General features: G+C 75.0%; 10 protein-coding genes. 8 read left to right on the top strand and 2 right to left on the bottom strand.

The genetic code is table 11. The features are described from left to right. The first annotated feature begins 48 nt into the window (after positions 1-48). The 4 genes from ACH4TP_RS20740 (at position 49) to ACH4TP_RS20725 (ending at position 5,248) form a co-directional block, all read left to right on the top strand. Positions 49-1,047: an SMI1/KNR4 family protein gene (locus ACH4TP_RS20740; protein ID WP_389227829.1), complete on the top strand. Its 999-nt coding sequence runs from the start codon at positions 49-51 to the stop codon at positions 1,045-1,047. Positions 1,048-1,054: 7 nt separating this feature from the next. Beyond that, positions 1,055-3,679, top strand: a complete 2,625-nt coding sequence (locus ACH4TP_RS20735) for an SUKH-4 family immunity protein (RefSeq protein WP_398438757.1) — start codon at positions 1,055-1,057, stop codon at positions 3,677-3,679. A 116-nt stretch (positions 3,680-3,795) separates the two neighbouring features. Further along, entirely contained in the window at positions 3,796-4,740 is a 945-nt protein-coding gene (locus ACH4TP_RS20730; RefSeq protein ID WP_398438756.1) for a cellulose-binding protein, read from the top strand. Between the two features lie 121 nt (positions 4,741-4,861). Then, positions 4,862-5,248 carry a VOC family protein gene (locus tag ACH4TP_RS20725; protein ID WP_398438755.1) on the top strand — a complete coding sequence of 129 codons (387 nt, stop codon included), beginning with the start codon at positions 4,862-4,864 and terminating at the stop codon, positions 5,246-5,248. Positions 5,249-5,258: 10 nt separating this feature from the next. Here ACH4TP_RS20725 and ACH4TP_RS20720 read toward each other — a convergent pair whose 3' ends face one another. Further along, the gene (locus ACH4TP_RS20720; RefSeq protein ID WP_398438753.1) at positions 5,259-6,167 is read right to left on the bottom strand and encodes a LysR family transcriptional regulator ArgP; all 909 of its coding nucleotides are present in this window, start codon (positions 6,165-6,167) and stop codon (positions 5,259-5,261) included. A gap of 81 nt (positions 6,168-6,248) precedes the next feature. Here ACH4TP_RS20720 and ACH4TP_RS20715 point away from each other — a divergent pair, with 81 nt between their 5' ends. Beyond that, positions 6,249-6,872 carry a LysE/ArgO family amino acid transporter gene (locus tag ACH4TP_RS20715; protein ID WP_398187992.1) on the top strand — a complete coding sequence of 208 codons (624 nt, stop codon included), beginning with the start codon at positions 6,249-6,251 and terminating at the stop codon, positions 6,870-6,872. Between the two features lie 21 nt (positions 6,873-6,893). On the opposite strand, the gene ACH4TP_RS20710 is transcribed toward ACH4TP_RS20715, so the two are convergent. Beyond that, the gene (locus ACH4TP_RS20710) at positions 6,894-7,754 is read right to left on the bottom strand and encodes an ArsR family transcriptional regulator (protein WP_398438752.1); all 861 of its coding nucleotides are present in this window, start codon (positions 7,752-7,754) and stop codon (positions 6,894-6,896) included. A 78-nt stretch (positions 7,755-7,832) separates the two neighbouring features. Between ACH4TP_RS20710 and ACH4TP_RS20705 the strand changes: the two genes are divergently transcribed. From ACH4TP_RS20705 to ACH4TP_RS20695, 3 genes are all read left to right on the top strand, one after another. Beyond that, entirely contained in the window at positions 7,833-9,068 is a 1,236-nt protein-coding gene (locus ACH4TP_RS20705; RefSeq protein WP_398438751.1) for an MFS transporter, read from the top strand. 45 nt (positions 9,069-9,113) lie between these two features. Continuing rightward, on the top strand, positions 9,114-11,363 hold the full coding sequence (locus tag ACH4TP_RS20700) for an FG-GAP repeat domain-containing protein (protein WP_398438750.1): 2,250 nt from the start codon (positions 9,114-9,116) through the stop codon (positions 11,361-11,363). 85 nt (positions 11,364-11,448) lie between these two features. Beyond that, positions 11,449-13,728, top strand: a complete 2,280-nt coding sequence (locus tag ACH4TP_RS20695) for an FG-GAP repeat domain-containing protein (protein WP_398438749.1) — start codon at positions 11,449-11,451, stop codon at positions 13,726-13,728. Positions 13,729-13,836: the final 108 nt, after the last annotated feature.

Raw genomic sequence — 13,836 nt, 5'->3', positions numbered from 1 at the left:
AATCAGCCTGGAGCAGCAGTCAGCGACGCCATGCAGGGGGCAACCGCCATGACGACAGGTCGGCTCGGGCAGGACACCGCGCCACCGAACGCGGCCTACGCCGGGCAGGTCGTGCACTTCCCGGATCCGGTCCGCGCCTCCCGTCACCCCAGAGGGGTGCGGGTGGACGAGCACGGCTACCCGGATTTCTCGCCGTACGCGCGGGCGGCGGCGGAGATCGCCGATCCGCCGGAGGGTTTCGGCGTCGACGAGCTGCGTCTGACGGACTACGTGTCGGCGAACGCGGCGCTGGCGGCGACCGGCCATGAGCTGTGGGACACGATCCCGGCGGTGGCGACCCCGCACGGCTGGACGTGGCACCACGTGGCGGGTTCGCGGCGGATGGAGCTGGTCCCGGTCGAGGTGAAGGCGCTGCTTCGCCACCACGGCGGGGTGGCGACGGCGGCGGTGGACCAGTCGAAGCGGGGGACGCGTCCGCTGCAGGAGACCCGGCCGGTGCACTTCGGGCTGCCGAAGGGCCGGGTGTCGGTGTCGGAGCAGCAGCTCCAGGGTGTCGAGGAGGACCTCGGCTACCGGCTGCCGGGGGCGTACCGGACGTTCCTGAAGGCGGCGGGCGGGTGCGCTCCGGTGGGGGCGGCGCTCGACGCGGAGCTGGGGCTCCTGGTGGACCAGCCGTTCTTCACGGTGCGGGAGGAGGCGGGGGTCAACGACCTCGTCTACGTCAACAAGTGCCTCCGTGACCATCTGACGAAGGACTATCTGGGTGTCGCGTTCGTCCAGGGTGGTCTGATCGCGCTGAAGGTGCGGGGCGCGGCGGTCGGTTCGGTGTGGTTCTGCGCGTACGACGACGCGCGGGACTCCGGCGAGGTGGCGGCCGGCTGGACGGTGAACGAGCGGGTGGAGCGGCTGCTGCTGCCCTGCGGCGCGGACTTCGACGCGTTCCTCGGGCGTCTGGCGGGCAATCCGCCGGAGCTGGAGACGGTGGCGAACCTGATGGTGGACGGCGGCTTCGCGCGTGCCGTGCCCGTGGTCCCGGTGGGGGAGTGAGCTGGCTGTGGTGACGTTCGCGCAGGCGCAGGAGCGCGCCGAGGAATGGATCAACGGCGACCTGCCGTCGTACCAGCACCGTGAGGTGCGGGTGCGGGAGTTCGAGCTGGGGTTCGTGGTGTGGGCGGAGGACCGCGAGGGCGGTCCGACGTCGGACGGCGGGCGTCAGCGTCTGGTGATCGCGCGCAGTGGTGAGGCGACGCTGTGGCCGGGGCTGCCGGTGGGTGAGGTGATCCGGCGGTACGAGGAGGAGTACGGGGCGGCGGACGAGGTTCCGGCGCAGGCGGCGGTGCCGGCGGCGCGGATCGATCTGAACCAGACGTCGTTCCTGCTGAGTCCGCCGGAGTGGTTGCAGGACGCGGCCGACAAGATCGGGCTGCCGCGGGAGGAGTCGCACGCCTCGCAGGAGAGCGCGAGCGCGTCGGCGCCGGTGGACGACGTGTCGGACGGCGTGGAGGCGGGGGAGCCGGGGCCTTCGGCTTCGGTGGCCTCTTCCGTTTCGGTGGCGTCTTCGGCTTCCGAGGTCGCTACGGCTCCGGTTCCGGCCGCGCCCGCCGCGCCCGCCGTGGCCCCCGTGGCTCCGGCTTCCGAGGACGAGGCGTACGTGCCGACGGCGATGGACGGCGTACCGGCGACGCCCGCGTCCGCGCCGGTGGCCCCGCCGGTGCCCGTGCCCGCTCCCGTTCCCGCGTCCGACAGTCCGTGGGTGGACGCGAACGCGAGTTCCGGGGGTGCCGACGGGGCGGTGCCGCTGCCCGCGACCGTCTTCGCGCCGCCGCTGTCGGGGACGGACGACGAGGACACCCCGCCGCCGTCGGTGGGCGCGGACGCGCCGACGGCCCTGATGAAGGGGGGCAGTGCGCTGCCCCCGACCGCGATCGCCCCCCGCCTCGACCCGGCTGCCCCGGCCCCGGCTCAGCCGCAGGCTCAGGCCCCGGGTGTCGTGCCGCAGACCCCGCCGGCGCCTCCGGCCCCGCCCGTGCCGCAGCCTTCGCCGGCTCCCGTACAGGCTTCCGCTCCGGCTCCCGCGCAGGCCGGTCCGGGTGTGCCGCCGCCTCCGCCGCCCGCGCCCCCGGTGTCGGGTACCGGGGACATCGCGGACGCCGCGACCAGCAAGGCCACCCCGCCTCCGAAGGCCGGGCGCGGTCCGACGCCGCCCCCGCCGCCGGGTGTGCCGGGCGTCCCGGGTGGTTCGCAGGGCTCCAACGCGTACATCCCGACCCAGCTGGTGTCGCAGCTCGGCCCGGAGGGGCCGCAGCCGCCCGCGCAGCCGGGTCCGCCCGGTCCGCCGCCTCCGCCGGCCCCGCCGGGTCCCGTGACGCCGCCGCAGCCGGTGCACCACGCGGCGACGATGCTGGCGCACCCGAACCAGGGTGGCCCGGGCGCGCCTCCGCCGCCCCCGCCGCCGCCGGGCGTGCCGGGTGGCGGTACGCCTCCGGGCGGCATCGCGCAGGCGGCGACGATGCTGGCGCACCCCGGTCCGGGGGGCCCGGGTGGTCCGGGGGCTCCGCCGCCCCCGCCCGCGCCGGCGCCGCCGGTCGGTGGGCACGTGCCGCCGCCCGCGCCCGGTCCCGTGCCTCCGGGGCCGGTGCCGCCGGGCCCGGGTCCCGTGGCTCCGGGGCCGGTCCCTCCGGCGTACGGCTATCCGCAGCCGACCGGGCAGCCGACGGTCGGTCCCGGCTACCAGGCGGTGCTGCGGTACCGGGCGCCGGACGGTTCCGAGGCGCAGATCATCCGGCGTTCGGCGCCGGGCACCCCGCACCCGGAGTGGCAGATCCTGCACGAGCTGCGCGCGATGAACGTGCCGCCGCAGCAGGTGCTCGAACTCCACACGGAGCTGGAGTCCTGTGAGCTGCCGGGCGGTTACTGCGCGCGGATGATCCGGGAGACGTGGCCGCAGGCGCGGATCACGAGCATCGCCCCGTACGGCCGCGACCACGCGGGCCGGCAGCAGGGTATGCGGCAACTCCTGACGCATCAGGGCGAGTTGCACCAGGTCGCGGACGGTCCGGCGCGTCCGGCTCCGGTACGGGCTCCGCTGCCGCAGGTGCAGCCGGCGCCGCCGATCCCCCCGGAGGGGGTCGCGCAGGAGCTGGCGGGCGCGTTCGGTCCGGGGATCCTGCGCTTCGACCAGCGGGCGGTGTCCCGGCAGGGCGTGCCGGAGCTGGTGGCGCGCACGCTGGTGTGGGCGGGGCTTCCGGCGGACTTCGGTCCGTTCTTCTGGGCGCAGCCGGCGGTGCCGGTGGTGCCGACGCTCGCGGAGCTGGCGGCGCAGCGGCAGGTGCAGGCGGCGCCGGACGCGAGTTCGTACCTGGTGCTCGGTTCGGACTTCGGTCGGGCGATCTGCGTCCAGTACGGGACCGCGCACATCGTGGCGGTGCCGGTGGAGGCCGGTCCGGGCGGGCAGTCGGTGCCGCCGCAGTTCGTGAACACGGGGCTGCCGGAGTTCGCGCGGTCGATGGCGCTGCTCGGGCGGATGTGGCGGCTGCGGTTCGGTCTCAACCCGGAGCAGGCGGGCCGTTGGACGGTCGACTTCCAGGCGCAGCTGGCGATGCTGGACCCGGCGGCGCTGTCGTCGCCGGAGAACTGGTGGTCGGTGCTGCTCGAACAGATGTGGGACGGCCTGCTGTAGTCGGAGGCGGGTCGAATGTGATGAAAGGCGCTCGGCGTGTGTTCACGTTGGGCGCCTTTTGTCCGTTCTGATGGCGCATCCTGGTTGTTCGAGGCCAACGGGAAGGGGCGTCAGGGATGGGTTTCGCCGTCGGACGGGGGCGCGGTTACCGCCCCGAGCAGGTCGACCGCCACCTCGCCGCGCTCTCCGATGAGCGGGACGCGGCCTGGGAGCGGGCGGCGCGGCTCACGGTCCTCGCGAAGGAGATGGAGACGGAGGCCGCCGGGCTCCGCCTGGCCGTCAAGCAGCTCGCGCCGCAGCGGTACGAGTCCCTCGGCGAGACCGCGCAGAAGATCCTGGCGCTGGCCGAGCAGGAGGACGAGCGGCTCGTACGGGCCGCCGAGGCGGAGGCGCAGTCCCTCGCCGAAGCCGCCGAGGAGGCGGCCCGGGAGGCGACGGAGGCCGCCAGCGCGTACGCGGAGGGCGTCAGGACGGCGGCGGACGCGGCGGCCCGGGCGGCCCTGGAGGAGGCCCGCGCGCGGGCCGGGGAGATCGGGGCGATCGCCCGCCGGGACGCCGAGGGGGCCCACGAGGCCGCCCGGGAGGCTTTCGAGGAGACGGAGCGCCGGGCGCAGGCGCTGCTCGCGCAGCAGCGGGAGGAGCAGCGGACCGCGCGGGAGGAGGCGGAGCGCGCGGCCGAGGCGGAGGCGGCGGCCCTGGACGCCCGCCACGAGGAGCTGGTCGCGGCGGCGGAGGCGGGGCTCGCGGAGACGCAGCGGGCCCTGGCCGAGACGGAGGAGCAGGCCCGGCACGGCCAGGAGGACGCCGAGGCCCGCGCGGCGGAGCTGCTCGCCGAGGCCAGGATGAAGGCGGAGCGGATCGAGCGCGAGACGGAGCGGGTGCTGCGGGAGCACGAGGAGGCGCGGGACGAGATCCACTCCCACATGGAGCACATCCGCAACTCCCTCGCGGCGCTGACGGGCCGCCCGACGGCACCGGCACCCGAAAAGGCCGAGGGGCGGGGGGACTTGGAGGCCGAGGGCGAGGGCGGGAACGGGGAAGGCCCCGGGGCCACCGAGTAGCCTCCGGCTGGCCCGGCTGGCCCGGCTGGCCCGGCTGGCCCGGCTGGCCCGGCTGGCCCGGCTGGCCCGGCTGGCCCGGCTGGCCCGGCTGGCCCGGCTGGCCCCCGTAGGCTCCCACCCCATGCTCATGAAACTGACGGCCGTCACGCTCGACTGCGACGACCCCATGGCCCTGGCCGCGTTCTACCACCGGGCCACGGGGATCCCGCTCGCCGACCGGTCCGATGACGAGTTCGCGGGGCTGCGTGGCGCGGACGGCGGTCTGTTCCTCGGCTTCCAGCGCGTCGAGGGCTACCGTCCCCCGTCCTGGCCCGGCCAGGAGGTCCCGCAGCAGCTGCACCTCGACTTCGACGTCGAGGACCTGGACGAGGCCACGGCCCGGCTCGTGGAGTGGGGTGCGACCGTTCCTGCCGAGCAGCCCCGGCCGGACCTGTGGCGGGTGGTCCTGGACCCGGCGGGGCATCCCTTCTGTCTGACGATCCCGCGAGGGCCCCTGACCACGCCGTGAGGCGGCGGCGTCAGACGCTTCCGGGTGCCACCAGGGCTTCGGCGGCGGCCGCCGCCACCGCCCGGGCGACGGCGGACAGGGCGGGCGAGTCCAGCTTCCACTGCTGCCAGTACAGCGGGACGTCCATGGGGCGCGTCGGCGCCAGTTCCACGAGGCGGCCGGAGCGCAGGAGCGGCTCCGCCTGGGGTTCGGGCACCAGGCCCCAGCCGAGGCCGAAGGCGACGGCGTCCCGGAACCCGTCGGACGCGGGCACCAGGTGACGGACGGACCCGGCGCCCGAGCGGCCCCGGGTGAGGGAGCGTACGAAGGCGTCCTGGAGGGCGTCGCGCCGGTCGAAGACCACGGTCGGGGCCTCGCACAGGTCCTCCGCCAGGGCCCCGGTGAGGTGGCGGGCGGCGAACTCGGGTGTGGCCACGGCCCGGTAGCGGGCCAGTCCGAGCCGCCGTACCGTGCAGCCGGCCACCGGGTCGGGCTGCGAGGTCACGGCCGCCATCACCTGGCCCTCGCGCAGCAGGGCGGTGGTGTGGGACTCGTCCTCCCGGTGGAGCTCGAAGCAGACCGGCGGGTCCTGCGGCACCCGGGTGAGCGCGGGCAGGAACCAGGTGGCCAGGGAGTCGGCGTTGACCGCGATCGGCACCCGGGCCGGGCCCTGCCCGGTCTCCAGGCCCAGTTCGGCGCGGGCGTCCCGTTCGAGCCGCGCCAGCTGGCGGGCGAACCGCACCACCACCTCGCCGGACCCGGTGGGGCGCACCGGCTTGGTGCGCATCAGCAGGACCCGGCCGGTGCGCTGCTCCAGGGCCTTGACGCGCTGGCTGACGGCGGAGGGGGTCACGTGCAGGGCGGCGGCCGCGGCGTCGAAGGTGCCTTCGTCGACCACCGCGAGCAGCGTCCGGACCTGGTCCAGGGGAAGCTCGTCCACAAGGACGAGCATAAGCAGGGCTAACGGTACTGAAGAATCCTTAGCTGTACTCATCCGGAATCGGTCCCTACGGTCGAAGCCATGACCAGCAGCCTCCTCGCCGCCGCACTCGCCGGATTCGGAACCGGCCTCTCCCTCATCGTGGCCATCGGCGCCCAGAACGCCTTCGTCCTGCGCCAGGGCGCCCGCCGGCACGCCGTCCTCGCGGTGGTCGCGATCTGCGCCGTGTCGGACGCGGTCCTGATCGCGCTCGGTGTGGCGGGGGTGGGCGCGGTGGTCACGGCGTGGCCTGCGGCGCTGACCGCGGTGGGTCTGCTCGGCGGGGCGTTCCTGCTCGGCTACGGCCTCCTCGCGGCCCGGCGCGTCCTGCGCCCCGACCCGGCCGCCGCCCTGACCGCGGGCGGGCCGGAGGCCGGCTCGGCCCGCCGGGCGGTCCTGACCTGCCTGGCCATGACCTGGCTGAACCCGCACGTGTACCTGGACACCGTGCTCCTCCTCGGCTCCCTCGCCTCCGACCGCGGCGACCTGCGCTGGGCCTTCGGCGCCGGCGCCGCCCTGGCCAGCCTGAGCTGGTTCCTCACCCTGGGCTTCGGCGCCCGCCTCCTGACCGGCCTCCTCTCCCGCCCGAAGGCCTGGCGCGTCCTGGACGGCCTGGTCGCGGCGACCATGCTCGCCATGGGCGGAATGCTGGTGGCGGGCGCCTGAGCGGTTCGTGCCGGGGAGCGGCTACTCCGAGTCCCCCGGCTCGCCGAGCAGCGCCCGGCCGAGTTCGCTCGCCCGGTAGTACACCTCGCGCCGGTAGCGGTGCGAGGTCACCAGGCCCGCGTCCCGCAGTACCGCGAGGTGCTGCGAGACGGCGCCGACGCTGAGCCCGGTCTGGTGGGCGAGGCCCGTGGTGGTGGCCGGGGTGCTCGTACGACCCAGGAGTCCCGCCCGGCTGCGGCCGAGGAGCCGCGCGAGCCCGTCGCCGGGCTCGGCGCGCCGCTCCCACAGGGTGCCGACGGCACGCGCGGGATAGACGAGGCACGGCGGTACGCCCTTCCGCCCCGGGAGCAGGACGCAGCGGGTCGTGAAGGCGCTCGGGGCGAGGGTGATCCCGCCGCCGTCCAGGGCGGGGCCCCGGGCCGGGAGGCCGGGCCCGGAGAGCCGGTCCTCCGCCCATCGCAGGCTGGGGTGGAGGTGGGCGAGGACCTCCTGGATGCCGTCCTCGGCGAGCTGCCGGGTGCGGTACGCGAGGTCGGCCTCCAGTACGGCCCTGATCCGGGGCCAGTACGGCCGCACCCCGGCCGCCCACCAGTCGAGCAGGGCCTCCGCGCGGTCCGGTGGACCCGGGAAGAGGGCGAGCTCCTCCTCGATCTCGGCGAGCGGGCAGCGCGGCGGAGGCGCGAGGGCTTCGAGCTCGGGCAGGTGCGGGAGCAGTCCGGTGCGCTCCCGGCCGACGGCCGACGCCGTTTTGATCCACGGGAGATGGAGGGCGTGGCGCCCCGGGTCGGCGGAGGCCCGCAGCGCCGCGACGGACTCCCACAGGGGTGACACGGCGAACCGGAGCTGCGCCAGGTCGTCGACCCCGAACCGTATCTCTCCCACCGGCCCCCCCACCCATGAGCTTTTCGCCCAGACTAAAACAATGGTCGGCCCCGGCCGGGGGTGATGGTGTTCGCCGACATGACCACCGCGACCCTCGAACGACCTCGGCTCTTCCGGCTCCAGGACTTCCGCCGGCTGTGGATCGGCGACACCGTCAGCCAGGCCGGTACCGCCGTCACCGCCCTCGCGCTCCCCCTCGTGGCGATCGGCCCGCTGGGCGCGTCCCCGTTCCAGGCGGGGCTCTTGGTGACCTGCGAATTCCTGGGCTTCCTCCTCCTCGGGCTGCCCGCCGGGGCGTGGGTGGACCGGATGCGCCGCCGCCGCGTGATGATCGCGGGCGATCTCGCCCGGGCCGCGCTGCTCGCGAGCCTCCCGCTGGCCGCGTGGCTGGGCGTGCTGACGCTGCCCCAGCTGTACGGGGTGGCCTTCGGGCTGTCGGTCTGCACGGCCTTCTTCGACATCGCGTCCCAGAGCCACCTGCCCCAACTCGTCGACGAGGACCGGCTGGTGGAGGCGAACGTGGCCCTGGAAGCGTCCCGTACGGTCGTGGCCGCCGGCGGTCCCGGCGCGGGCGGCGCGCTCGTCGCGGCGGTGACGGCCCCGCTGGCACTGGCGGTGGACGCCGTCAGCTTCCTCGTCTCCGCGCTGCTCCTCTCCCGCGTCCGCCGCCCGGACCCCCGGCCCGCGCGGGCGCCCGGGGCCCGGCTGCGGGACGAGATCGCCGAGGGCCTGGGGTTCGTGGCGCGCGACCGGCTGCTGCGGGCGCTGACGCTCACCGCCACGATCTCCAACGCGTGCGGCACGGTCGGCGCCTCCATGCTCCTGGTGCTGCTCGCGGGGGAGCTGGGCCTGTCGCCGTTCCTGTGCGGGCTCGTGTTCACGGCGGAGGCACTCGGCGGCTTCCTCGGCAGCCTCCTCGTCACCCGTGCCGCGACCCGGCTCGGAGAGGGCCGCGCGATGATCGCCTCCGTCGTGGTCAGCGGGACCCTGTGGCTGCTCGCGGTGCCGTTCTTCCACGCGGACGCGCGGTACGCGGTGGCCTGCCTGCTCCAGGGCCTCGGCTGGACCGCCTTCATGACCTTCAAGATCACCACCGTCTCCCTCCGCCAGCGCCTCACCCCCGCCCCCCTCCTCGGCCGCGTCAACGCCACCTTCCGCTTCCTGGCCTGGGGCTCCATGCCCCTCGGCGCCCTCGCGGGCGGGCTCGTGGGCCAGTACGCGAGCGTGCGGGCGGCCCTGTGGACGGGCGCGGTCGGCGAACTCCTCGCGGTGATACCGCTGGTGGTGGCGGTACGGAGGCGGAAGGAGGCGTGACGGGAGGGGGCCGCTACTCTCCTCTTCTCCAGGGGAGGGAACGACTTGAAGCACGTACGCACACCCGGCCGCCGTCGCCTCGCGGCGGCGGCCGCCATCACCGTCCTCGCGACGACGGCCGGCGCGATGGCCGCGATCCCGGCGACGGCCGCACCCGGCCCGGCCCCGGCGACGGCCGCCGACGAACCGCCGCGGACCACCACGGCCCGTTTCCCGCTGAACGCGGAGGTCGTGAGCGCGGGCACGACGGGGTTCCTGTCCCGGACCAGCGGTCCCGGCCCCGAGCTGCGCTGGACCCGCTACGCCGACGGCACCTCCACCGTGCTGCCGCCGAGCCCCCTGCGCGGAGGAGCCTCCGACGTCGTGGTGACGGGGGACCACGACACCGACATCACGAAGTTCCGCGTCGTGGAGATCCACGACATGGCCACGGGCGCGGCTCCCGTCGAGGTCGACCTGAACGCCCTGGGCGAGAACTACCTCTACCGCGGAGCCGTCGGGGCCACTCTGGTGGTCGGGGTGAAGCAGGCGGACGGCACGATGGAGGTGCGGCTGCTCACCAAGACGGGGGGCGTCCTCGACGAGCGCACGGTGACCGGCCTGCCCGTCGGCACGACGGGCTTCTCGGTGACGGCGGTCTCCGCGGACTCCTTCGCCCTCGTCGCGGCGGCCGGCCCGGCCGAGGCGCGCACCTACCACCGCGCGGCCGTGGACGTCCGCACCGCGGCGGTCACCGACCTGTACGGGACGACGGGGACCCAGAGGGTCGAGGGGGCCCTCTCGCCCACCCTCATGACCTGGCGCGAGGACGAGGGCCCGACGCTCGTCGTCGGCAAGCGGGGGACCACCGAGACGCGGAGGCTTCCGCTCGACGGCCTCGTCCGGTACGGCCTGGTCGGGGACTGGCTGCTGGCCGCACGCCCGTACGTCCTCGGACAGGACACCCGTACGGACCCGCGGCGGGCACTCGTCGCGGTGAAGCCGGACGGTTCCGGCGGGCGCGTCCTCCTTGAGCACATGTCCTCGTCCGTTCCGGGCCCCGACGGCTCCGTGCTGGTCAGGGGAGGAACGGCCGAGCACGGCGAGGGCCTGTACCGCGTCGCGCTCGGCGAGGACGGCACGCCCGCCGCGGAGCCGGTCGCCCCCACGGGGGAGCCGACCTCCGTCACGCTCCTCGGCAGTGACGTACCGGCGGTGATCGACCTGGATCGCGAGAAGGACGGCATCGACTTCGCCTGGCGTCTCTCGCGCAAGAACGTGAAGGTGTCCCTCACCCTCGCCCGGAAGGGCGGGCCCGAATGGTCGGCCGGGACGATCTGGATGCCCGGAGGCCCCTACCCGGACCTGGGGCCGGGGAAGGTCGGCTGGACCTGGCACGGTGAGAACGTCGAGGCCCCGCAGCGGAGCGCGCCCGGCGGCGAGTACGTCTGGACGATCTCCGTGCTGCCCCTCGACGGCATCGGCCCGGCCGTCCGCGCCTCCGGCAGCGTCACCGTCCACCGCACCCCGGGGGCACACGACTACGACGGGAACGTCGACCCCGAGCTCTTCGCGCGGGACGCGTCCGGAAAGCTGTGGGTGGCACCCGCGTTCTACGACGGGTCGACAGGCTCGCTCGTCGGGTTCGCGTCCCCCGTCGGCAGCGGATGGGGCGTCTACGACCGGCTCGAATCGTCCGGCGACCTCGCCGGTACGGCCGTGGCCGACACCCTCGCCCGCGACAAGAGCGGGGTCCTGTGGCTCTACCAGGGCTCCGGCGACGCGGCGAAGCCCTTCCTCGGCCGGGTCAAGGTCGGCGCCGGCTGGCAGACGTACGACAAGCTCGCGGGCGGCAGCGACCTCACCGGCGACGGCCGCGCGGACCTCGTCGCCACCGACAAGGCGGGCGACCTCTACCTCTACAAGGGCACCGGCAGCGCCACCGCCCCCTTCGCGCCCCGCAGGAAGACCGGCTTCGGCTGGGGCGTCTACAACGACCTGACCGCCGTCGGGAACCTCGCCGGCGGCCCCGCCGGCGACCTCGTCGCCCGCGACAAGGCCGGCGTCCTCTGGCTCTACCTCGGCAAGGGCGACGGCACCTTCGCCAGCAGGACCCGGATCGGCAGCGGCTGGACGCCGTACACGCAGCTCATCGGCGTCGGCGACGCCAACCGGGACGGCAGGCCGGACCTCCTGGCGCGTATCGGATGGCAGTCGTACCTCTACGCCGGTACGGGGGACTGGCGGGCCCCCTTCCAGCAGGCCCGCGACGGACAGGTGCTCGGCGAGCTCCCCGGTTACGACGAAGCGTTCTGACCCGCCCCACCAGCACAGGGGTGGCCGCGAGGCGCGGTCCGAGGGGCGACTAACCTCCTTCTTCCCAAGGGAGGGGAACCCGCACTTGAACCGCGCACGCACGCACGGCCGCCGACTCGCGGCCGCCACCGTCACCATCGTCCTCGCCGCCACGGGCGGCACGCTCACCACACTCCCGGCCACGGCCGCACCGGCCGCCGCGCAGGAGGCACAGCAGACCACTGTGCCGTTCCCGCGCAACGCGGACGTCATCGGCGCCGGCCCCAGCGGCTTCCTGTCGCAGACCCGCGGCGCCACGCCCGAGTTCCGCTGGACCTGGTACGCCGACGGCTCGTCGGTCGTGCTGCCCGGCGCCACCGTCGCGGCCGCCGGCGGCTCGGACCTCGTCGTCACCGTCGACAACGCCGCCCCGGTCGCCGGCCGGGTGCTGCGGGTCTACGACCTGTCCACGCCCGCCACGGCCGCCCCGACCCCGCGGGAGGTCGACCTCGAAGCCCTCGGCGACGGCTACTTCTTCGAGGGGGTGGCCGGAAACACCCTGCTCCTCGGGAAGTACGAGGAGGACAAGCCCACGGGGCAGTACACCGTCACGCTCGACGGCGGCACGCCGAAGCCCGAACGGGTGATCGGAACATCCGGACTCGACTGCTCCAACGGCCACGAGGGCTGGACCGACACCGGTTCCGCGCTGTACGAGTGCCAACTCGAAGACATCCGGATGCAGGTCAAGGTCCTCGTCGACCTCGCCTCGGGTTCGTCGACCTGGTACCCCCAGACGGAGGACCAGTGGGCCCGCGACGGCGCCGTCTCCGCCACGCACGTGGCCTGGCGGGAGGCGCGGATGTCGGGAGGTACCTCCATCCAGGGGATCGTCGCCCACCGGCGCGGCACGACCAAGGAGCTGTGGCTCCCGTCGGACGAGGACCTGTCCGACCCGGTGTACCTCGTCGGCGGCTGGGTGGCGTCCGGCCAGAAGGCCCACATCGATTCGTTCACCTACACGGGCGGCGGGTCCTACCCGGCGACGCGTCCGTTCACCGTCCAGTCCGTCGAGACCGGGGAGAAGGCCGTCCTCCTCACCGCGTTCTCCTCCGCCGTCGCCGGCCCCGGCGGCAGCCTCCTCGTGCGCGGTGGCACCCCCGAGCACGGCGAGGGCCTCTACCGGATCTCGCCACGCGCCGACGGCGGCCGCCCGGACGTCGAACCGGTCGCGTCCACCGGGCAGTCGACGGTCGTCACTCTCACCGGCTCCACCACCCCCAAGACGCTCACCGGCGACGAGGTCGCGCGGGGGGTCGACTTCGGCTGGGACCTGTCCCGGGCGGACAGCCGGATACAGCTGACCCTGACCCACGTGCGCAGCGGGACGACGGTGGACGCCGGGTTGCTCGCCGCGCACCCCTACGTCCCCGGGATGCCGGGCCATGTCTCCTGGCACTGGAGCGGCAAGGACCTGGAGGACCCCTACTGGGCGCGCCCCGCCCGCAACGGCGAGTACGAGTGGAAGCTCACCGCCCGTCCGGACGACGGCATCGGCCCCGAGCTGGTCGCCACCGGCCGGTTCACCGTGACCCGGCCCGCCGCCGCACACGACTTCGACGACGACGGCACGGCCGACCTCCTCATCCGGGACACCGGCGGCGCGCTGCGGCGCTTCGGCACCCGGCCCACCGCCCCCGGCGGCTCCCTGGCGGGCGCCGGCGCCTCGCGGGTCGGCAGCGGCTGGGGCATCTACGACCGGCTCGAAACCGTCGGGAACATCGCGGGCTCGGCCGCGCCCGACGTCGTCGCCCGCGACAAGGACGGCGTCCTCTGGCTCTACCAGGGCACCGGCGACCGGGACAAGCCGCTCGCGGTCCGTACGAAGATCGGCGCGGGCTGGCAGGCCTACAACGAGCTCGCGGGCGGCAGCGACCTGACCGGCGACGGCCGCCCCGACCTGGTCGCCACCGACAAGGCGGGCGACCTGTACCTGTACAAGGGCACGGGCTCCGCCACCGCCCCCTTCGCGACCCGCAAGAAGATCGGCACCGGCTGGGGCGTCTACAACCAGCTCTCCGCCACCGGCGACCTCGCCGGCGGCCCCGCCGGCGACCTCCTCGCCCGCGACAAGGCCGGCGTCCTCTGGCTCTACCTCGGCAAGGGCGACGGCACCTTCGCCGCCCGTACGAAGGTCGGCGCCGGGTGGGGTGCCTTCACCGGGCTCACCGCCGTCGGCGACGCCAACGGCGACGGACGCGCCGACCTCATCGCCTCGAACGGCGGCGAGACCTTCTACGCGGGCACGGGCAACTGGGCGGCTCCCTTCAAGCGCGGCGTGGAAGCGGTCCTGACAGCGGGCACGTCCTACAACGCCGCCTTCTAGCCCGGCCCCTCACACGAGGGCGCACTCCGCCCACACCGTCTTCCCCGGCGCACCGAGCCTCGGGCACCAGCCCCACCGCTCGGCCAACCCCTCGACGAGCAGCAAGCC

The sequence above is a fragment of the Streptomyces sp. NPDC021012 genome (genome assembly GCF_044333355.1).
In the GTDB taxonomy this organism is placed as follows: domain Bacteria; phylum Actinomycetota; class Actinomycetes; order Streptomycetales; family Streptomycetaceae; genus Streptomyces.
The sequence above is the reverse complement of the archived record's forward strand: the minus strand, read 5'-3'. Positions and strand labels throughout refer to the sequence as shown.